The organism is Rhizobium sp. LC145, assembly GCF_001005825.1.
Classification (GTDB): domain Bacteria; phylum Pseudomonadota; class Alphaproteobacteria; order Rhizobiales; family Rhizobiaceae; genus Neorhizobium.
On the sequence record NZ_LBHV01000001.1, the window covers coordinates 645,603 to 664,873 of the forward strand.

The 19,271-nt window shown below is 60.8% G+C and carries 18 protein-coding genes and 4 tRNA genes; 5 read left to right on the forward strand and 17 right to left on the reverse strand.

Annotation, left to right across the window (positions count from 1 at the left end):
* Positions 1-51: 51 nt before the first annotated feature.
* The 13 genes from rpoB to YH62_RS03385 all read right to left on the reverse strand — a co-directional run bounded on the left by rpoB (position 52) and on the right by YH62_RS03385 (position 11,343).
* Complete coding sequence (gene rpoB / locus YH62_RS03325; protein WP_046792700.1) at positions 52-4,191, reverse strand: DNA-directed RNA polymerase subunit beta; 4,140 nt, start codon at positions 4,189-4,191, stop codon at positions 52-54.
* Between the two features lie 249 nt (positions 4,192-4,440).
* A complete protein-coding gene (gene rplL, locus YH62_RS03330) occupies positions 4,441-4,824 on the reverse strand; it encodes a 50S ribosomal protein L7/L12 (protein ID WP_046792701.1) in 384 nt (127 codons plus the stop codon).
* A 58-nt stretch (positions 4,825-4,882) separates the two neighbouring features.
* Positions 4,883-5,401 (reverse strand): 50S ribosomal protein L10, encoded by a 519-nt coding sequence (gene rplJ / locus YH62_RS03335; RefSeq protein ID WP_046792702.1) that lies wholly within the window; start codon positions 5,399-5,401, stop codon positions 4,883-4,885.
* 341 nt (positions 5,402-5,742) lie between these two features.
* Complete coding sequence (rplA, locus tag YH62_RS03340) at positions 5,743-6,438, reverse strand: 50S ribosomal protein L1 (protein WP_046792703.1); 696 nt, start codon at positions 6,436-6,438, stop codon at positions 5,743-5,745.
* Between the two features lie 2 nt (positions 6,439-6,440).
* Positions 6,441-6,872, reverse strand: coding sequence for a 50S ribosomal protein L11 (gene rplK / locus YH62_RS03345; protein ID WP_046792704.1), 432 nt, complete (start codon positions 6,870-6,872; stop codon positions 6,441-6,443).
* Between the two features lie 180 nt (positions 6,873-7,052).
* The gene (gene nusG / locus YH62_RS03350) at positions 7,053-7,583 is read right to left on the reverse strand and encodes a transcription termination/antitermination protein NusG (RefSeq protein WP_046792705.1); all 531 of its coding nucleotides are present in this window, start codon (positions 7,581-7,583) and stop codon (positions 7,053-7,055) included.
* 16 nt (positions 7,584-7,599) lie between these two features.
* Entirely contained in the window at positions 7,600-7,800 is a 201-nt protein-coding gene (gene secE / locus YH62_RS03355; RefSeq protein WP_046792706.1) for a preprotein translocase subunit SecE, read from the reverse strand.
* A gap of 194 nt (positions 7,801-7,994) precedes the next feature.
* Positions 7,995-8,070 (reverse strand) — tRNA-Trp (locus YH62_RS03360).
* Positions 8,071-8,314: 244 nt separating this feature from the next.
* Positions 8,315-9,490, reverse strand: a complete 1,176-nt coding sequence (gene tuf, locus YH62_RS03365) for an elongation factor Tu (protein ID WP_046792695.1) — start codon at positions 9,488-9,490, stop codon at positions 8,315-8,317.
* A 612-nt stretch (positions 9,491-10,102) separates the two neighbouring features.
* Positions 10,103-10,345 carry a PepSY domain-containing protein gene (locus YH62_RS03370; protein WP_046792707.1) on the reverse strand — a complete coding sequence of 81 codons (243 nt, stop codon included), beginning with the start codon at positions 10,343-10,345 and terminating at the stop codon, positions 10,103-10,105.
* A 102-nt stretch (positions 10,346-10,447) separates the two neighbouring features.
* Complete coding sequence (locus YH62_RS03375) at positions 10,448-10,933, reverse strand: heme-binding protein (RefSeq protein ID WP_046792708.1); 486 nt, start codon at positions 10,931-10,933, stop codon at positions 10,448-10,450.
* 226 nt (positions 10,934-11,159) lie between these two features.
* Positions 11,160-11,233, reverse strand: a tRNA-Gly gene (locus YH62_RS03380).
* 25 nt (positions 11,234-11,258) lie between these two features.
* A tRNA-Tyr gene (locus YH62_RS03385) sits at positions 11,259-11,343 on the reverse strand.
* A gap of 204 nt (positions 11,344-11,547) precedes the next feature.
* Here YH62_RS03385 and YH62_RS03390 point away from each other — a divergent pair.
* The 3 genes from YH62_RS03390 (at position 11,548) to cysQ (ending at position 13,909) form a co-directional block, all read left to right on the forward strand.
* On the forward strand, positions 11,548-12,444 hold the full coding sequence (locus tag YH62_RS03390) for an RNA methyltransferase (protein WP_046792709.1): 897 nt from the start codon (positions 11,548-11,550) through the stop codon (positions 12,442-12,444).
* Between the two features lie 75 nt (positions 12,445-12,519).
* Complete coding sequence (locus YH62_RS03395; protein ID WP_280950036.1) at positions 12,520-13,032, forward strand: DUF982 domain-containing protein; 513 nt, start codon at positions 12,520-12,522, stop codon at positions 13,030-13,032.
* A gap of 97 nt (positions 13,033-13,129) precedes the next feature.
* Entirely contained in the window at positions 13,130-13,909 is a 780-nt protein-coding gene (cysQ, locus tag YH62_RS03400) for a 3'(2'),5'-bisphosphate nucleotidase CysQ (RefSeq protein ID WP_046793021.1), read from the forward strand.
* Positions 13,910-13,924: 15 nt separating this feature from the next.
* Here cysQ and YH62_RS03405 read toward each other — a convergent pair whose 3' ends face one another.
* Positions 13,925-14,305 carry a VOC family protein gene (locus YH62_RS03405; RefSeq protein ID WP_046792711.1) on the reverse strand — a complete coding sequence of 127 codons (381 nt, stop codon included), beginning with the start codon at positions 14,303-14,305 and terminating at the stop codon, positions 13,925-13,927.
* 636 nt (positions 14,306-14,941) lie between these two features.
* Positions 14,942-15,017 (reverse strand) — tRNA-Thr (locus tag YH62_RS03410).
* A 176-nt stretch (positions 15,018-15,193) separates the two neighbouring features.
* On the opposite strand from YH62_RS03410, the gene YH62_RS03415 reads away from it, so the two are divergent.
* The gene (locus YH62_RS03415) at positions 15,194-15,982 is read left to right on the forward strand and encodes an NAD kinase (protein ID WP_046792712.1); all 789 of its coding nucleotides are present in this window, start codon (positions 15,194-15,196) and stop codon (positions 15,980-15,982) included.
* Positions 15,983-16,003: 21 nt separating this feature from the next.
* Here the strand turns inward: YH62_RS03415 and YH62_RS03420 are convergent, their stop codons facing one another.
* Positions 16,004-16,654 carry a TetR/AcrR family transcriptional regulator gene (locus YH62_RS03420; RefSeq protein WP_046792713.1) on the reverse strand — a complete coding sequence of 217 codons (651 nt, stop codon included), beginning with the start codon at positions 16,652-16,654 and terminating at the stop codon, positions 16,004-16,006.
* Positions 16,655-16,828: 174 nt separating this feature from the next.
* Here YH62_RS03420 and YH62_RS03425 point away from each other — a divergent pair, with 174 nt between their 5' ends.
* The gene (locus tag YH62_RS03425; protein WP_046792714.1) at positions 16,829-18,034 is read left to right on the forward strand and encodes a multidrug effflux MFS transporter; all 1,206 of its coding nucleotides are present in this window, start codon (positions 16,829-16,831) and stop codon (positions 18,032-18,034) included.
* Positions 18,035-18,109: 75 nt separating this feature from the next.
* On the opposite strand, the gene prfB is transcribed toward YH62_RS03425, so the two are convergent.
* A protein-coding gene (prfB, locus tag YH62_RS03430) for a peptide chain release factor 2 (protein ID WP_170986333.1) occupies positions 18,110-19,241 on the reverse strand; the annotation gives its coding sequence in 2 pieces (ribosomal slippage) (positions 18,110-19,171 and positions 19,173-19,241; 1,131 coding nt in all).
* Positions 19,242-19,271: the final 30 nt, after the last annotated feature.

Sequence of the window (19,271 nt, forward strand, 5' to 3'; positions counted from 1 at the left end):
ACCGGCGTCGGGAGCGGCGCGCACCTCCAGGGCGCGCGCCTTCTCGCTTTGTTACTCGGCTGCGTCGGGCAGCTGCTGCCCGGCTTCGGCCGTCTCGAGCTTCGAGTTCTCGAGCTCGACCGACAGGCCCAGCGAGCGCATTTCCTTGACGAGAACGTTGAAGCTCTCCGGAATGCCCGCTTCGAACGTGTCGTCACCGCGCACGATCGCTTCGTAGACCTTGGTACGGCCGGCCACGTCGTCAGACTTCACGGTCAGCATTTCCTGCAGCGTGTAGGCGGCGCCGTAGGCTTCGAGCGCCCAGACCTCCATTTCGCCGAAGCGCTGTCCGCCGAACTGCGCCTTACCACCGAGCGGCTGCTGGGTGACGAGCGAGTACGGACCGATCGAACGAGCATGGATCTTGTCGTCCACGAGGTGGTTCAGCTTGATCATGTACATGTAGCCGACAGTCACCTTGCGGTCGAAGGGCTCACCCGTGCGGCCGTCGTACAGGACGGACTGACCCGACGGATCGAGACCTGCCTTCTGCAGCATGGACGCGACATCCGGCTCATGCGCACCGTCGAAGACCGGCGTCGCAATCGAGACGCCACGCTTGGACTGCTCGGCGAGACGGACGAGCGACTCGTCGTCGAAGTTGGCAACTTCGTCGTTCGCCAGGCTCTCGTAGACATCCCTCAGCTCATGCTTCAGATCGGCAATGTCGTTCGACTTCTTGTACTCTTCGAGCAACTGGCCGATCTTCCTGCCCATACCGGCGCAGGCCCAGGCCAGATGCGTCTCGAGGATCTGACCGACGTTCATGCGCGAAGGCACGCCGAGCGGGTTCAGAACGATATCGACATGCGTACCGTCTTCGAGGAATGGCATGTCCTCGATCGGCACGATGCGCGATACGACGCCCTTGTTGCCGTGACGGCCGGCCATCTTGTCGCCCGGCTGGATCTTGCGCTTAACGGCAACGAAGACCTTGACCATCTTCATGACGCCCGGAGGCATCTCGTCGCCGCGCTGGACCTTTTCGACTTTGTCCATGAAGCGCTGTTCGAGGCGCGACTTGGATTCGTCGTACTGGGCGCGCAGAGCTTCGATCTCGCCCTGCACCTTCTCGTCTTCGACGGCGAACATCCACCACTGCGACCGCGGATATTCCGAGATCACGGCGTTCGAAAGCTCGGCGCCCTTCTTGAAGCCCTTCGGACCGGCAACCGACACGTGGCCGCGCAGCATGTCGATCAGACGACCGTAGACGTTGCGGTCGAGGATCGCCTGTTCGTCATCGCGGTCCTTGGCGAGGCGCTCGATTTCCTCACGCTCGATCGCCATGGCGCGCTCGTCCTTCTCCACACCATGACGGTTGAAGACGCGGACTTCGACGACGGTGCCGAACGTGCCCGGAGGCATGCGCATGGAGGTGTCGCGAACGTCGGACGCCTTCTCGCCGAAGATGGCGCGCAGAAGCTTTTCTTCCGGCGTCATCGGGCTTTCGCCCTTCGGCGTGATCTTGCCGACGAGGATATCGCCCGGCTGGACCTCGGCGCCGATGTAGACGATGCCCGCTTCGTCGAGGTTCTTCAGCGCTTCTTCCGAAACGTTCGGAATGTCGCGCGTGATTTCTTCCGGACCAAGCTTGGTATCACGCGCCATCACCTCGAATTCCTCGATGTGAATGGAGGTGAACACGTCGTCCGACACGATGCGCTCGGAGAGCAGGATCGAGTCTTCGTAGTTGTAGCCGTTCCAGGGCATGAACGCGACGAGCGCGTTGCGGCCGAGCGCCAGATCGCCCAGATCCGTCGACGGACCGTCGGCGATGATGTCGCCCTTGGAGATCACGTCGCCTACGGTCACCAGCGGACGCTGGTTGACGCAGGTGTTCTGGTTCGAGCGCTGGAACTTCTGCAGCCGATAGATATCGACACCTGACTTCGACGGGTCGAGATCTTCCGTCGCGCGAATAACGATACGGGTCGCATCGACTTGGTCGACGACACCCGCCCGGCGTGCGCCGATGGCCGCGCCGGAATCGCGGGCGACGACCGGCTCCATGCCGGTGCCGACGAACGGAGCCTCGGCGCGCACCAGCGGCACGGCCTGACGCTGCATGTTCGAGCCCATGAGAGCGCGGTTGGCGTCGTCGTTTTCCAGGAACGGGATCAGAGCCGCTGCGACGGAGACGAGCTGCTTAGGCGAAACGTCCATCAGGTTGATGGTGTCGCGCGGGGACAGCATGACTTCGCCGGCGTGACGGCAGACCACGAATTCCTCGATGAAGGAACCGTCCTTGTCGAGCGGAGCGTTCGCCTGAGCAACGTAGTACTTCGCCTCTTCCATGGCGGAGAGGTAAAGCACGTCGTTGGTCACCTTGCCGTCAACGATCTTGCGGTACGGTGATTCGATGAAGCCGTACTTGTTGACGCGCGCGAAGGTCGCCAGCGAGTTGATGAGGCCGATGTTCGGACCTTCCGGCGTTTCGATCGGGCAAATACGGCCGTAGTGCGTCGGATGAACGTCGCGGACTTCGAAGCCGGCGCGCTCGCGGGTCAGACCACCCGGGCCAAGAGCCGAGAGACGGCGCTTGTGGGTGATTTCCGAAAGCGGGTTCACCTGGTCCATGAACTGCGACAGCTGCGAGGAACCGAAGAACTCGCGAACCGCGGCAGCCGCCGGCTTCGCGTTGATCAGGTCCTGCGGCATGACGGTGTCGATTTCGATGGACGACATGCGCTCCTTGATGGCGCGCTCCATGCGCAGGAGACCCAGGCGGTACTGGTTCTCCATCAGCTCGCCGACCGAGCGGACGCGGCGGTTGCCGAGGTTGTCGATATCGTCGATCTCGCCCTTGCCGTCGCGCAGCTCAACCAGCATCTTGACCACGGCCAGGATGTCTTCCTTGCGCAGCGTGCGAACGGTATCAGCGACCTCGAGGTCGAGGCGCATGTTCATCTTCACGCGGCCGACGGCGGAGAGATCGTAACGCTCCGCGTCGAAGAACAGCGAGTTGAACATGGCTTCGGCCGATTCCATGGTCGGCGGCTCGCCCGGACGCATGACGCGGTAGATGTCGAAAAGCGCGTCCTGGCGGTTCTCATTCTTATCCGCAGAAAGCGTGTTGCGGATATAGGCGCCGACATTGATGTGGTCGATGCCGAGAACCGGGATCTCGTCGAAGCCGGCGTTCAGGATGATCGGCAGGGTCTTCTCGTCGATCTCATCACCGGCTTCGAGGTAGATCTCGCCGGTCTCCATGTTCACGACGTCTTCGGCGAGGTAGTTGCCGTAGAGATCGTCGTCGGTCGCCTTGAGGGCCTTCAGGCCCTTCTCGGTGAGCGTGCGGAGCAGACGCGGGGTCAGTTTCTTGCCGGACTCGACAACCACTTCGCCGGTATCGGCGTCGATCATGTCGGAGAGGGTCTTGGCGCCCTTGAGCGTCTCGGGCTGGAACGGGATGCGCCAGCCTTCGCCGTCGCGCTGATAGGAGGACTTGGTATAGAACGTGGAGAGGATTTCCTCGCCGTCCATGCCGAGCGCCATCAGCAGCGAGGTCACCGGAATCTTGCGGCGACGGTCGATACGCGCATAGACGATGTCCTTGGCGTCGAATTCGATATCGAGCCAGGAGCCGCGGTACGGGATCACGCGAGCGGCGAAGAGCAGCTTGCCGGAAGAATGGCTCTTGCCCTTGTCGTGGTCGAAGAAGACGCCCGGAGAGCGGTGCATCTGCGACACGATCACGCGTTCGGTGCCGTTCACGATGAACGTACCATTGTTGGTCATGAGCGGCATGTCGCCCATGTAGACGGACTGTTCCTTGATGTCCTTGATGGACTTCGCGCCGGTATCCTCGTCGATATCGAATACGATGAGGCGCAACGTCACCTTGAGCGGCGCCGCATAGGTCAGGTCACGCTGACGGCATTCCTCGACGTCGAATTTCGGCGGCTCGAATTCGTAGGAGACGAATTCCAGCATGGAAGCGCCGGAGAAATCAGTGATGGGGAAAACCGACTTGAAAACGGTCTGCAGCCCTTCATCCGGGCGGCCGCCCTTCGGTTCCTCGACCATCAGGAACTGGTCGTAAGAAGCCTTCTGAACCTCGATGAGGTTCGGCATTTCAGCGACTTCGGGGATCTTTCCAAAAAACTTGCGTACGCGCCTGCGACCATTAAACGAAAGGGTCTGAGCCATCGTCGCTCCTTCAAATCTTGCATCCGGGCCTGCAACGGACGGGGTTCGCTGGCCAGTCGATCCCGTCGAACATGGATATCTCAATCTCGTCCCGCCTCCCGAAGCCGCCGGCCGGATTGCCTGGCGTCCCGGTTCGAGACCATCCTCTTGAGAACCCATTACCCAAAAGCCGTTTTGGACGGCTTTTGGGTAACCGGTTCAGAGGAAACCGACGGGGGAGAGATGCCCCTCCCCCGTCGCATTCCGATATTACTTGACGTCGACCTTGGCGCCGGCGTCTTCAAGCTTCTTCTTGATGTCGGCAGCTTCAGCCTTGGAAACGGCTTCCTTGACAGCCTTCGGAGCGCCTTCGACGAGGTCCTTGGCTTCCTTGAGGCCGAGGCCGGTGATGCCGCGAACTTCCTTGATGACGTTGATCTTGTTGGCGCCAGCGTCCGTGAGAATGACGTCGAATTCGGTCTTCTCTTCTTCAGCAGCGGCAGCAGCACCGCCAGCAGCGCCGCCAGCAGCAGCAACAGCTACCGGAGCAGCGGCGGAAACGCCCCACTTCTCTTCGAGCAGCTTGGAAAGCTCAGCAGCTTCCAGAACGGTCAGCGAGGAGAGGTCTTCTACGATCTTTGCGAGATCAGCCATTTTACTAGTTCCTTTTATTCGGTTCGAACTGGTTGGTTATGAACAGCGAAAAACCGCCTCAAGCGGCTTCGTCCTTCTTTGCATAGGCCGCAAATACGCGAGCAAGCTGAGCTGCCGGAGCCTGAACGACGCCTGCGATACGGGTTGCCGGGGTCTGAATCATGCCCAGCAGCTTTGCACGCAGTTCGTCCAGCGAAGGCAGGGTCGCAAGCGACTTGACGCCTTCCGCGTTAAGCGTGGTCGTGCCCATGGAACCACCGATGACGACGAGCTTGTCGTTCGTCTTGGCGAAATCCACTACGACCTTGGGAGCGGTGATCGGATCATTGCTGTAAGCAATGAGCGTCTGACCCTTGAACAGGTCCGACATTCCTTCCGCTTCCGTGCCCTGAAGAGCGATCTTGGCCAGGCGGTTCTTCGCGACTTTGACGGTGCCGCCAGCAGCGCGCATCTTCGAACGAAAATCGTTCATCTGCGCAACTGTGACACCAGCATAGTGGGCCACGACAACCGAACCGGAAGCCTTGAAGACTTCGTTCAGCTCCGTGACGAATTCGCGTTTTTCCGCTCTTTCCACTGTCTGTCTCCAGTTGACGGGACCGCAATACTGCAGGCCCCATCGGTTTGCCTTTGCCTCAAGGGATCCATTGGTAAGATCCCAAGCGGCGCTTGAGGATCCTGTCCCCTCGCACTGTTGCCTCAACGGCTCCAGGCACAAGGCACACAAGGCTCGAACCGAACTCCAAAAGCGCGAATGCGCCTAACGAAAATCGGGTCTTACCCGTCTCATGCAGGCATGGTGATTAAGGTCGAAACCACCTGCAATCTCGGACAGGAATTCCGGATTTCTCCGGAAATCCCCGGCCCCGAAAGGCCGGGAATCTTTCACCCGGAGCACGAGGCTCCGGAAACTTCAAATCAGACCGTTACGGTCGACGGATCGATCTTGACGCCCGGACCCATGGTCGAGGAGATCGCTACGCGCTTGACGTAGTTACCCTTGGCGCCAGCCGGCTTAGCCTTGATGACGGCGTCAGCGAAGGCCTTGATGTTCTCTTCGAGCGCCTTGGCTTCGAAGGAAGCCTTGCCGATACCGGCATGGACGATACCAGCCTTCTCGACGCGGAACTCGACGGCGCCGCCCTTGGAAGCCTTGACGGCTCCGGCGACGTCCATGGTGACAGTGCCGACCTTCGGGTTCGGCATCATGCCGCGGGGCCCGAGAACCTTACCGAGACGGCCGACGAGCGGCATCATGTCCGGGGTCGCGATGCAACGATCGAAATCGATCTTGCCGCCCTGAACGATCTCGACGAGTTCTTCGGCACCAACGACGTCCGCGCCGGCGGCCTTGGCTTCATCGGCCTTGGCGCCACGGGCGAACACGGCGACGCGAACATCGCGGCCGGTGCCATTCGGCAGATTGACGACGCCGCGGACCATCTGGTCGGCGTGACGCGGGTCTACGCCGAGGTTCATGGCGATTTCGACGGTTTCGTCGAACTTCGCGGTAGCCCGCTCCTTGACCATCGAAATGGCGTCGGAAAGAGCGACGAGCTTGGTCGGATCAACGCCTTCGCGGATCTTCTGAATACGCTTTGCAAGCTTTGCCATGATCAAGCCACCACTTCCAGGCCCATGGAGCGGGCAGAGCCCTCGACCATAGCCATTGCGCCTTCGACGTCGGCTGCGTTGAGATCCTTCATCTTGGCTTCGGCGATCGTGCGAACCTGAGCCTTGGTGATCGTGCCGGCCTTGCCGCCCTTACCAGGCGTCTTGGAACCGGACTGGATCTTCGCTTCCTTCTTCAGCCAGTAGGTCACCGGCGGCTGCTTCATCACAAAAGTGAAGGACTTGTCCTGGTAATAGGTGATGACGACCGGAATCGGCATACCCTTTTCCATTTCCTGCGTGGCGGCATTGAACGCCTTGCAGAATTCCATGATATTGATGCCACGCTGACCAAGTGCCGGGCCGATCGGCGGGGACGGGTTTGCCGATCCTGCCTTGACCTGCAGCTTGAGCTGGCCTGCTACCTTCTTAGCCATTCTCTCTGCCTTTCGTTATGGACCGGCTTCCCGGCCCCGATATGCCGGATCGCTCCGGCGGCTGCGGTTGCGTGGTTCGAACATGGAGCCCGGCTTCAGGCACCCACCTCTCCCACGCGATTGCGGCAAGCGCCGCAACCCGCGATCCGTCAATGACGACCGATCGCGGATTTCAGAAAATCAGACCTTCTCGACCTGACCGTATTCGAGCTCGACCGGGGTCGCACGACCGAAGATCGAAACCTCGACCTTAAGGCGGGACCGCTCTTCATCGACATCCTGCACAACGCCGTTGAAGGACGCGAACGGACCATCGGAAACACGGACCTGCTCGCCGATCTCGAAGGAAATGGAGGACTTCGGCCGCTCCACACCTTCCTGGACCTGGCCGAGAATGCGCTCGGCCTCGAAATCCGGGATCGGAACCGGCTTGTTGTCGGAACCGAGGAAGCCCGTGACCTTCGGCGTGTTCTTGATCAGATGATAAGCCTCGTCGGTCAGGTTCGCCCGGACGAGAACGTAGCCCGGAAAGAACTTGCGCTCGGAATCGACCTTGCGGCCACGACGCACCTCAACGACCTTCTCGGTCGGCACCAGGATCTTTTCGAAGAGATGACCCAGCCCCTTCTGGCGAGCCTTCTCCTCGATCGACTCGGCGACCTTCTTCTCAAAATTCGAATATGCGTGGACGATGTACCAACGCGCCGCCATGTTCATCTCCACAAAATCAGTTGCCGACGTTCAGAACGAGCCTGATCAGCCAGCCTATAAGCTGGTCCGCGGCAAAGAAAAACAGCGCGGCAAAAACCACCATCAACAGCACCATGGCCGTTGAGATCATTGTCTCGCGACGAGACGGCCACGTGATTTTCGACGCCTCAGAGCGAACCTGCTGCAGAAACGTAACTGGATTGGTTTTAGATGCCATCGACTGCCCACGCAATTACGGCGCGTAAAGCCGATCTCGCTCAGCCCCACGCACCGCGTGTCTGTTTTGACCTACATAAACACCCCATTCCCTTTTCACAAGGGGAAAAAGAATGTTCGATGAAATTTTGCCGATTTCCCGGCAGCCGCTTCCCAACGATCCCGCTGCAGATATCCGCGCCCATCGTTCGGGCATGGCAGGGGCAGAGGGGCTCGAACCCCCGACCTGCGGTTTTGGAGACCGCCGCTCTACCAACTGAGCTATACCCCTAAGTCGCCCTCGCGATCGGCCAATCAGCGCCGACCGGGAGACACGCGGGCTTCATATTCAACTTGATCCGCGATGACAAGCACTATTGCGGAGGAAATTTCAAAAGCCCGCCGTTTTGTCGGGCGTGCTTCTCCACTCCCGGAAAGTCACCGGAAGGTGACGCCCGTAAGGCGCCCTTTCCCCGACCAAGCGAAAGGCCCCGCCGTCTCCGGCGGGGCCTTCCTTGCATTCTCTATAGAGAGAATTACTCGACGATGGAGGCGACGATGCCTGCGCCGACGGTGCGGCCACCTTCGCGGATCGCGAAGCGCAGCTTCTCTTCCATGGCGATCGGAACGATCAGCTCGACGTCAACGGTCACGTTGTCGCCCGGCATCACCATTTCCGTGCCTTCCGGAAGCGTCACGATGCCCGTCACGTCCGTCGTACGGAAGTAGAACTGCGGACGGTAGTTCGTGAAGAACGGCGTATGACGGCCGCCCTCTTCCTTCGTCAGGATGTAGGCTTCTGCCTTGAACTTCTTGTGCGGCTTGACCGAACCCGGCTTGCACAGGATCTGGCCACGCTCGACGCCGTTGCGGTCCACACCGCGAACCAGTGCGCCGATGTTGTCGCCGGCCTGGCCCTGGTCGAGCAGCTTGCGGAACATTTCAACGCCGGTCACCGTCGTCTTCGAGGTCGGACGGATGCCGACGATCTCGACTTCTTCACCAACCTTGACGATGCCGCGCTCGACGCGGCCGGTCACCACCGTGCCGCGGCCCGAGATCGAGAACACGTCTTCGATCGGCATCAGGAACGGCTGGTCGATCGGACGCTCAGGCGTCGGGATGTAGGCGTCGACCGCTGCCATCAGCTCGCGGATCGCGTCTTCGCCGATCTTCTTGTCCGAATCTTCCAGAGCGGCAAGCGCCGAGCCCTTGATGACCGGAATGTCGTCGCCCGGGAAGTCGTAGGACGACAGAAGTTCGCGAACTTCAAGCTCGACGAGCTCGAGAAGCTCGGCGTCGTCGACCTGGTCGACCTTGTTCAGGAACACGACGATCGCCGGAACGCCGACCTGACGGGCCAGCAGGATGTGCTCGCGCGTCTGCGGCATCGGGCCGTCGGCAGCCGAGCATACCAGGATCGCGCCGTCCATCTGCGCCGCACCGGTGATCATGTTCTTCACATAGTCGGCGTGGCCGGGGCAGTCGACGTGCGCATAGTGACGGTTCGGCGTCTCGTACTCGACGTGCGCCGTCGAAATCGTGATCCCGCGCGCCTTCTCTTCCGGAGCCGCATCGATCTGGTCGTAAGCCTTGAACTCACCGAAATACTTGGTGATGGCCGCCGTCAGGGACGTCTTGCCATGGTCAACGTGACCAATCGTGCCAATGTTGACGTGAGGCTTCGTGCGCTCAAACTTGCTCTTTGCCATTGAATGCTTCCTGTGAACATAAAGGTGGACCCGGCGACCGGGTTTGGTGCAGCCGTTTAAGGCTTTCCATAAGAATGCGCAAGACATAATTGCGGCCAGCCGCCGGGACAAGGGGAGACGCGCCGCAAGGGCACCTTCCCGGCCACGGACCATGCTTCCGATCGTCCGGCAATCTACCCGCTCCGCACAGAACAGCAGCCCCTTTCGCAGATGATTTCCCCGATCGCTTCCCCTGCCCCCCAGGCACGCAGTCGGCGTCGGCTAGCCACCCGACACTGGCCAACACCGGCAAATGTTCCGGATCGGAACAGATGTTGTGGATATTCACGACCCGCTAACCATACGCCTTAACAGCGCTGGAACCATTTAAGGGGCGGAGACAGCTTGGCGGCGTCGCGGCCAACCCCAGCCAATCCCGGGCCGCGATCTCGAGGCTCGGCACGGCGGATCACACACGAGGTGTGCCGAGCCTCGTAGGCTTACAATTCCAATGAATGAGATTTTTCGCGCCAATGGAGGCGCGGCAAACGGGAATCGTCCCCCCATGCATTCAGCCTGAGAGGCCAACGGAACCGCGAGACTTTTCCATCATCCGCGTCACTCTGCCGGATCTTACCTGACAGCCTCGCCCGTCTTGGGATCGATCCTGATCTCGGCCTTTGCGCCATTCTTCATGAAATACTCGATTTCATAATAGCCCCGATCGTTCCAATCCACTTCATCGACATATTCCACATCCGGAGTCTGTTCGATTTTGGCGACGATCTCCGACAGCTTCGCGCCGTCGGGTGCGGCGGCGTGAGCGTTGAGCGCCGTGATCACGAGTGACAGAGCCGAGGCAAAAAACAGGCGCATTGAGAGCTCCTTCTTCGATAACTTACAGATAGATTTAGATCACCGGGGCCGAACAGACCGCCCCGGTGAGATGGCAGTGGCCCTGCAGGCCACCGCTCGGGCTTACTCGGCGCCGCCGATCGCCTTGATCCCGGCGGCTGCGCAATTGGCGTCGACATCGCCCGAAGGGGCGCCGCCCACGCCGATCCCGCCCACCAGCGCGTCGCCGATCTTGATCGGCAGACCACCGGCCTGGATGACCATCCGCGAATCCATATCGCGCATGCCAGCATTTGCGGGCTGCGAGGATACAAATTCAGAAAGTCCCGCGGTGTCGCGACCCAGTGCGGCGGAGGTGAATGCCTTTCCTTCGGCGCTGGACCCCGTGTGCGGGCCGGAATTGTCGGCCTTGAGCAGCACTTTGGTTCCGCCGTCGCGCCCCACAATGGCGACACTGACCCTGTTGCCCTCGGCGGCGCAGGCCTCCAGCGCGGCTTGTGCTGCCTTGGTTGCCAATTCGAGGGGCAGATAAGGAGCCGTCGGCAGGTCCTGCGCGACAGCGGCGGCAGGAGCAAAAAGCGATACTGCGAGAATGAATTTACGCATCATATGACCTCTCTATTTCAACGAACACGATAAAGAGTAGGGCGCGGTACAAGCCGCGCCAGTCATATGGCTCGAAGAAGGTAAAGCAGGTATGAAGCTTGGCCAGCTTCGGCGGTTCCAGGGTGGGAAGCTCTCCTCCCCGAGCGGCGCGCGAATCAACATTTGCTCATGCGCTCGGTTTCGCCGCGCGACCGAGTGAAATGGGCTATAGCCAAGTGGTTGAAAAGCTTGGAGCGGGTAGCGGGAATCGAACCCGCGTATTCAGCTTGGAAGGCTGCTGCTCTACCATTGAGCTATACCCGCGGGGTGGTCCGATCCGGCGACAGAATGGTGGAGGGAGTTGGATTTGAACCAACGTAGGCTGAGCCAACGGATTTACAGTCCGTCCCCTTTAACCACTCGGGCATCCCTCCAGTTTTCCGTCTGGATCAATTGACCAAGCTCGTCAGATCGGCGGTTCGAAAGGCCGTCCCGCGATCTGCGCCGCGTATATGACCGTACCGTCCTCGTCTGTCAACACGAGCTTTTTGGAAAAATGCGGAAAATAATCATCGGACTGCGGGCGGCCTTTCCTGCACGGGGCTTTGCCGAACGAGCCGGCGCCGCTATAAGGCGCCATGAGCAAAGATGACAAATCCGACAGATCCGGCCGCGACAGCCACTATGCAACGCTGCGCCGGGCCGTGCGCGACGCCAAGCGCGAGCGCGGCGAAATTCCAACGCCTTCCACAAAGAAGCGGCAGAAGCCCGGCGCCGACACCTGGAAGCCGCCGCAGCTGCAGCCGGACCAAGTCTATTTATACGGCCTGCATACGGTTCGCGCCGCGCTCGACAATCCCGCACGGGAGATCATCCGCCTCTCCGTCACGCAGAACGCCTTCGCGCGGCTCGATATCGGCGAGGCACCGGCCCTTCCCTTCCCTGTGGATTTCGTCTCTCCGCAGGAGATCGACAAGGTGCTCGGACCCGAGGCCATCCACCAAGGCGCCATGCTGGAAACGAGGCCTCTGCCCGTCCGGCGGCTGGAAGCCCTGAAGGACAGCCCCCTTCTCCTGGTGCTCGACCAGATCACCGATCCGCACAATGTCGGCGCGATCATGCGTTCGGCCGTCGCCTTCGGCGCCGGCGCGATCGTCACCACCCAGAGACATAGCCCGACCGAATCGGGCGTGCTGGCCAAATCCGCCTCGGGTGCGCTCGAACTCATTCCCTATATCCAGATCACCAACCTGGCGGATGCACTCGGCGAACTGCATGAGCTCGGTTTCCAGACGATCGGGCTCGATTCGGAAGGACCTGCGCCTCTGGAAGGTACTTTCTCCGGCAACCGTATCGCCCTCGTGCTCGGCTCCGAGGGCAAGGGCCTGCGCCAGAAGACGCGGGAGACGGTACAGGATCTGGCGCGACTCGACATGCCGGGCGCGATCAAATCCCTCAACGTCTCGAACGCCGCCGCCGTCGCGCTCTACGCGACGCGCCAGCATCTTCTGAGATCCGGCGCCGTGCCGGGTTGACGGCCACGACGTCTGGCTGCAACCCCGGCGCAAGCTTTGTATGTCCTCATGCACCATCCTTCTACAGGAGCGTGCATGGACCGAGGAAGCTGGAGAAGGCCCGTCGTCCTTGAAGCGGGCGGAAGGCGGGTAACAGTGCCCGACACCTTCGTCGCGGCCAGGTTATTGGTCGGCGCATGGCCGGACAAGGGCGGCGAAACGCATGCCCAGGCGGTCAAGTCCTGTCGCGACGTGCTCAAGGGCGGAGCCATTGCCGGACTTGCGCGAGCCGACTTCATAGAGGCTGCCCTCCAGGCCGGCTTTCACGTGAGGCCGGAAACCTTCCTGGGCGAGAACTGGGCGGCATCGGCCGATACCCGCCCCGCGCCCGAGCCGCAGCTTTCCGGCGCCGATATCTATCCCATCATCAGGAGACAGGCGTTGTGGGAGGCTCCTGCTGCGCCTCCGATCGAGGAGGAACCTCGAATCCGCGAGCTCTTTTCCGAACTCTTCGCGATCCTCGGCATGATCGGGCGCAGGCTTTTGGGAAATGCGGGTCGCATCCTCACCAACGCCCATCGCGCCGCCCCGCATGGAGGCTTGCGGTGATGGAACGCCGGATACGGGCCTAAAAGACTCGAAACCTTGCCGCAAACATGGCATGCGGAAGACAACGAGGATGCCGCAGATGCCGGACATGGGTTCCATGCTTGATATATTCGAAAAGGCCGCCCTGGCGGCCGGCAAGATCATTCTCGATATCTATCGCGCCGGCCCGGATTACAGGTTGAAGGCGGATTGCACGCCGGTGACCGAGGCCGACGAACGCGCCGAAGCGATCATTCTTGCAGCACTTGCCGCGCATTGCCCGGATATTCCGGTGATTGCGGAAGAGTCCGTTGCGGCCGGCCGCGTGCCGGAAATCGCGCACCGTGCCTTCATCCTCGTCGATCCACTGGACGGAACCAAGGAATTCATCGGCGGGCGGAACGACTTCACCGTCAATATCGCGCTGATCGAACAGGGAAGCCCGGTGCTTGGCGTCGTTTACGCGCCGGCCCTGGGCGTTGCCTATTGCGGCGGTCCCGAGGGCGCATGCAAGCTCGAAATCGCCGACGACCTTTCCGGCGCCACCCGGCGGCCGATCCATGCGCGTCCGGCCGCCTCCCCTCCGGTCGCCGTTGCCAGCCGTACACACGGTAATGCCGAAACCGACGCCTATCTCAAGCAGTCCGGAGCGGCCGAAATCTGCTGCATCGGGTCGTCGCTGAAGTTCTGTCTTCTGGCCGAAGGCAAGGCCGACCTCTATCCGCGCTTCAGCCGCACCATGGAATGGGATACCGCCGCCGGCGATGCCGTGCTTCGCGCAGCCGGTGGAATGACGCTGGAACTCGACGGGCTACCGCTTCGCTACGGCAAGACAGGCCAGTCCGAGGATGCCGATTTCGCCAATCCCAGCTTCATCGCGCGGGGGATCGTCGGGTAGGCGGGACCCAGGCCGCTATTCGAGTTGGTTGCTGACCTCTACCAGATTGCCATCCGGGTCCTTGAAGTAAACGGACAGGATTCTTCCCATCGCGCCGGCCCTTTCGCCCGGTCCGTCGACAATCTCCACGCCCTCACGCGTCAGATATCGGACGACGGCATCCATGGGCGTATCGGTCAGTAAACAGAAATTACCGCTGCCGGGGACCGTCTCTCGTGCAATGGCTGGTGATGCGGCGGCATCCTGAATACTGATCTTGTTGGCGCCGAAATGCAGCGACCATTTCCCCGGCCGCTCCTCCCGCGATTCCATGTTCAGCACGCGCTCATAGAAGCGGCGAGTGGCCGCGACATCGGCGACGCAAAGGACGATATGGTCGAGAGCACGCATCTTCATGCCGCCATCCTACTCTGCTGCGCAGCCGGGCGCGCGTGGATGCACCGGAGATCTTCGACCAAGTGGACGAGAACTGGCAGCAGGCTAAAAGGCCAGAATCAGCAGTCCCGCCCAGAATAGTGCTGACAGTTCTGCCGCTACCAGGAATCCGAATATCGTATCGCTCAAATGCTCCTCCCTCAGGCAACCTCCATTGCCTGAGGCCAGAATAAGCGAGAATCAAAAGTTACGCTACGCTAGATTTGAGGCCGACACTTTGAGCGTCATTCAGTTGAGCAGTGAATACATCACAGCGCCGACAGAACTCCAGAAGCCAACCAGCACTAGCGACATAGCCACAAGGAACACCTTAGCCATAGGGCCACTCCACTCATCTATTCGAGAGCCTGGATATCTATCGCTGCCCGGTGAACTTGGCATCGGTATCAGGTCCTAGGTCAGCTTGGGACTATGGTCTCATTCGGGGGAAGTGCGCCCGAAGCGCAGCGAGGCAATCAATGCAACTCTACGACACTGTGCCCCTGGACAGCCTCCGCCGTACCCAGAATGGATGAGACCAAACTGGAAAACGCGAAACGTCCGGTAAAACGCGGTACATTAGGTATCAGGTGGGAACGCTGAAAAGTAAGGATTTACTGGTGCCCCCGGCAGGGTTCGAACCCGCGACCCCCTGATTACAAATCAGGTGCTCTACCAACTGAGCTACAAGGGCATCCAATGACGTGGGGAGTTAGCAGATTTTCCCTTCCTGTAAAGAGAAAACTCGACGCTGGCCGGGCGTCTTTTTCCGGCCGGGGCCGAACTCCGTACCGCTCCGACCGCAAGAGCCTTGTCCGGAAAGCATTCTTTCATGTACCAAGGGCCGGTGGTTCCACGAGGCTTCGCTCCATGTCCCTGCCGAAGAAGACGCTTCCGCCCAAAACATTGGGCTTCATCGCCTCCACCGCGCCGGAAGCGCAGAGCGCATTGGAAGAGCTTCTGCGCCTTTACGGCAACACGTCGATCGAAGATGCCGACGTGATCGTAGCGCTCGGCGGCGATGGCTTCATGCTGCAGACGCTGCACCAGACGATCAATACCGGAAAGCGCATCTACGGAATGAATTGCGGGTCGGTCGGTTTTCTCATGAACGACTATCACAGGGAAAATCTCCGCGAACGCGTGGCGGAAGCCATCGAGAACGAACTTCACCCATTGAAGATGACGACCACCAACGAGGACGGATCGAGTTCGGTCGCGCTTGCCATCAACGAGGTCTATCTCTTCCGGCAATCCTACCAGGCGGCCAAGCTGTGCGTGGAGATCGACGGGCATGTGCGGCTGGAGGAGCTGATCTGCGACGGCTTGATGGTCGCCACCCCCGCTGGTTCGACGGCCTACAATCTCTCCGCCCATGGACCCATCCTGCCTCTCGAGGCGCCGCTTCTGGCCATGACGCCGGTCTCGGCCTTTCGCCCCCGCCGCTGGAGGGGTGCGTTGCTGCCGAATCACGTGCGCGTCGATATCCACATCCTCGAACCGGAAAAACGCCCGGTAAACGCGGTGGCAGACAATGCGGAAGTCAAATCGGTGCTGCATGTCAGGGTGGAACAGTCGACGGAGGTGACCGCCCGCATCCTCTCAGATCCGAACCACTCCTGGTCCGACCGGATTCTCGCCGAGCAGTTCAACAACTGATCCCCGCCGGAATCGGAAGAGCTACCGTTTGCCGAAGGCGCGCAGGAAGGTGCGCGTCGCATTGGCCGCCATCTGCTCGATCTCCTCGTCGGGCGTCTGACGGCCGAGCTGCTGATCGATGCGGAGATCCATCGCCAGCAGGGCTATGAACTGGCGGGCAGCCAGTGCGGGATCATCGAGTTCCAGATAGCCGGCATGGGCAAGTTGGGCGAGACGCGCGGCGACCGCCGGATATTTTTTTCCAGGCCCATATTCCTTCCAGGTCTCGAAGAGCTGCGGGAAGCGAACGCCTTCGGTTTCCACGAGCTTGCGCAGCCAGCGGCCGCTCGGATCGCAGATCGCCTTGCGCAAAAGCCGGACGGAAAACTCCGTCAGCTCCTTTTCGATATCCTTCGGTGCTACCGGAAAGGTATCCAGCACCCGAAAGAAACCCGCCGTCGAGCGCTCGGTGATCTCGGTCACCACCACCTTGAAGAGATTATCCTTATCCCCGAGCTGATTATAGATCGTCTGACGCGACACGCCTGCCCGAGCAGCGATCGCATCGATGCTGGCGCCCGCATAGCCCTGCTCCGCAAAAACATCGGCGGCGGCATTCAGGATCGCCTGGCGCTTGTTGTGCGCCGGCGGCCATGTGGAGGCTTGCTCAATTTCGGCAGACGAATTTTTCATGACACCAACATAACGGCACTTGACGAATTGGACAATTGTGTCCAAAATTATTTACATGAGTGACGATCGCGAGCGATATCGCACTCACCGGCTCTCATTTTTTCCATTCTTTCACAATCGTCCTGCGCATTGCCGTCTCCACGGCGGATGTGGTGACGGGAAAGGTTTTTTCCAATGCAGACCAGAGCTCTTCCCCATGCTCTTACACTCGGGCTGCTCTCGGCCGTCGGGCTTTTCGCGCTCGACATGTATCTTCCAGCACTTCCCACCATCAGCGAACACCTGAACGCCGACAGCCATGCGGTCCAGGCAAGCCTGATTTCCTTCTTCGCGGCAATGGCGGTTTCGCAGATCGTCTACGGCCCGGTGTCCGACATGTTCGGCCGCAAGCGGCCCCTGTATGTCGGTCTTGGCCTATACGCTATCGGCGCCATCGGCTGCGCGCTTTCCCCATCGATCGAATGGCTGATCGTCTTCCGCTTCCTGCAGGGTATGGGCGCCTGCGCGGGCGTGGTGATCTCGCGGGCGATCGTTCGCGACCTGCATACCGGGCCGGCCGCCGCGCAACTGATGTCGCGCCTGATGCTGGTCTTCAGCGTTTCGCCAATCCTGGCGCCGCTGGCCGGGAGCATCGTGACGGTATTCGGCGACTGGCGGCTGATCTTCTGGGTCATGGTCGGGGCTGCCGGCGTAGTCCTTGCGGTCACAATCTTCTTCCTGGAGGAAACGCGGCCCGCCACACTTCGCGCCGAAAGCAGCATCGGCAGCGCAATCAAAGCCTATGCCACGCTCCTGAAAGACCCTTACTACCTGGGGCTGGTCTTCATCGCCTCCTTCGGCATGTCCAGCTACATGATCTATGTGGCCAACTCGTCCTTCGTGCTGATCGAGCACTACGGCCTCTCGCCTTCCTTCTACAGCATCGTGTTCTCGGTCAACGCGGTCGGCTTCATCGGCATGTCGCAGATGAACGGCTGGCTCTCCCGCAAGATCGGCCTCAGGAAGGTCATTCGTGGCGCTGTCGTGGGCTATTCCGCCATGATGGTGGCCTTGGCTTTCGTCACCTCGCTCGGCATCGACCAGTTGGAGGTCATGGCCGCCTTCCTCTTCGGCGGATACGGCTTCCTCGGCATGATCAACCCGACCGCGGCCGTGCTGGCACTCGAACATCATGGCCGAATCGCCGGAACCGCCTCGGCCATGATGGGCATGATCCAGTTCGTGACATCCGCAATTGTGGTGGGAATCGGCGGGTTGTTCGCGGACGGCACCTCGCTGCCCATGGTCACCGTCATCGCCATCTGCTCGGTGATCGTCTTCCTGCTGACGCTCGTCGTGCTGCGCAGCGAGCGCAGCGCCGTCGCCGCCGCCGCGGAATAGGCGCTCCCTTCAACAGGAAAGGCGGCCGGATTTTCCAATCCGGCCGCCTTTTCATCATTTCAAGGCTCGGGAAAGTCAGTCGACGTCCGCCACGGCGGCATCGGGCTTTCCGCTGATGCGATGGGCGAGAGCCGCTTCCATGAACGCGTTGAGTTCGCCATCCAGCACGTCGCCCGGCGCGGTGCTTTCGACGCCGGTCCGCAGGTCCTTCACGAGCTGATAGGGCTGCAGAACGTAGGAGCGGATCTGGTGTCCCCAACCGATATCCGTCTTGGAGGCGGCCTCGGCATTGGCGGCTTCCTCGCGCTTCTTCAGCTCGGCCTCGTAGAGACGCGCACGCAGCATCTCCCACGCTTTCGCGCGGTTCTTGTGCTGCGAGCGTTCCTGCTGGCAGGCAACGACGATACCGGTCGGGATATGCGTGATACGCACGGCCGAATCGGTGGTGTTGACGTGCTGGCCGCCCGCGCCGGAGGAGCGGTAGGTATCGATGCGGCAATCGCTTTCGTTGACGTCGATGTTGATGGAGTCATCGACAACCGGATAGACCCAGATGGACGAGAACGAGGTATGGCGGCGTGCATTGCTGTCATAGGGCGAAATCCGCACCAGGCGATGGACGCCCGATTCGGTCTTCAGCCAGCCATAGGCGTTATGACCCTTGACGAGCATCGTCGCCGACTTGATGCCGGCCTCTTCGCCGTCATGCACTTCCATGAGCTCCACCTTGAAGCCCTGGCGATCGGCCCAGCGGGTGTACATGCGCAGGAGCATGTTGGCCCAGTCCTGGCTCTCGGTGCCACCCGCGCCGGAATGCACTTCCAGATAGGTGTCGTTGCCGTCGGCCTCGCCGGAAAGCATGGCCTCCACCTGCCGGCGGTCGGATTCCGCCTTCAGCGCCTTCAGGGCATCCTCGGCTTCCTTGACGATCGCCTCGTCGCCCTCCTCCTCACCGAGATCGATCAGCTCGATATTGTCGGAAAGCTGCCGTTCGAGGGCCTTGACGCCGCCGATGCCGTCTTCGAGCTGCTGACGCTCGCGCATCAGCTTCTGTGCTTCGGCCGCGTCATTCCAGAGGTTCGGGTCCTCTGCCTTGTTGTTCAACCAGTCCAGTCGTCTTACCGCCTGGTCCCAGTCAAAGATGCCTCCTCAGCAGGCTTATGGCCTGCTTGATTTCGTCGACCACATTGATGATTTCGGCACGCATGGCGCTTTTCTTCACTCTCGATTTTCAGTG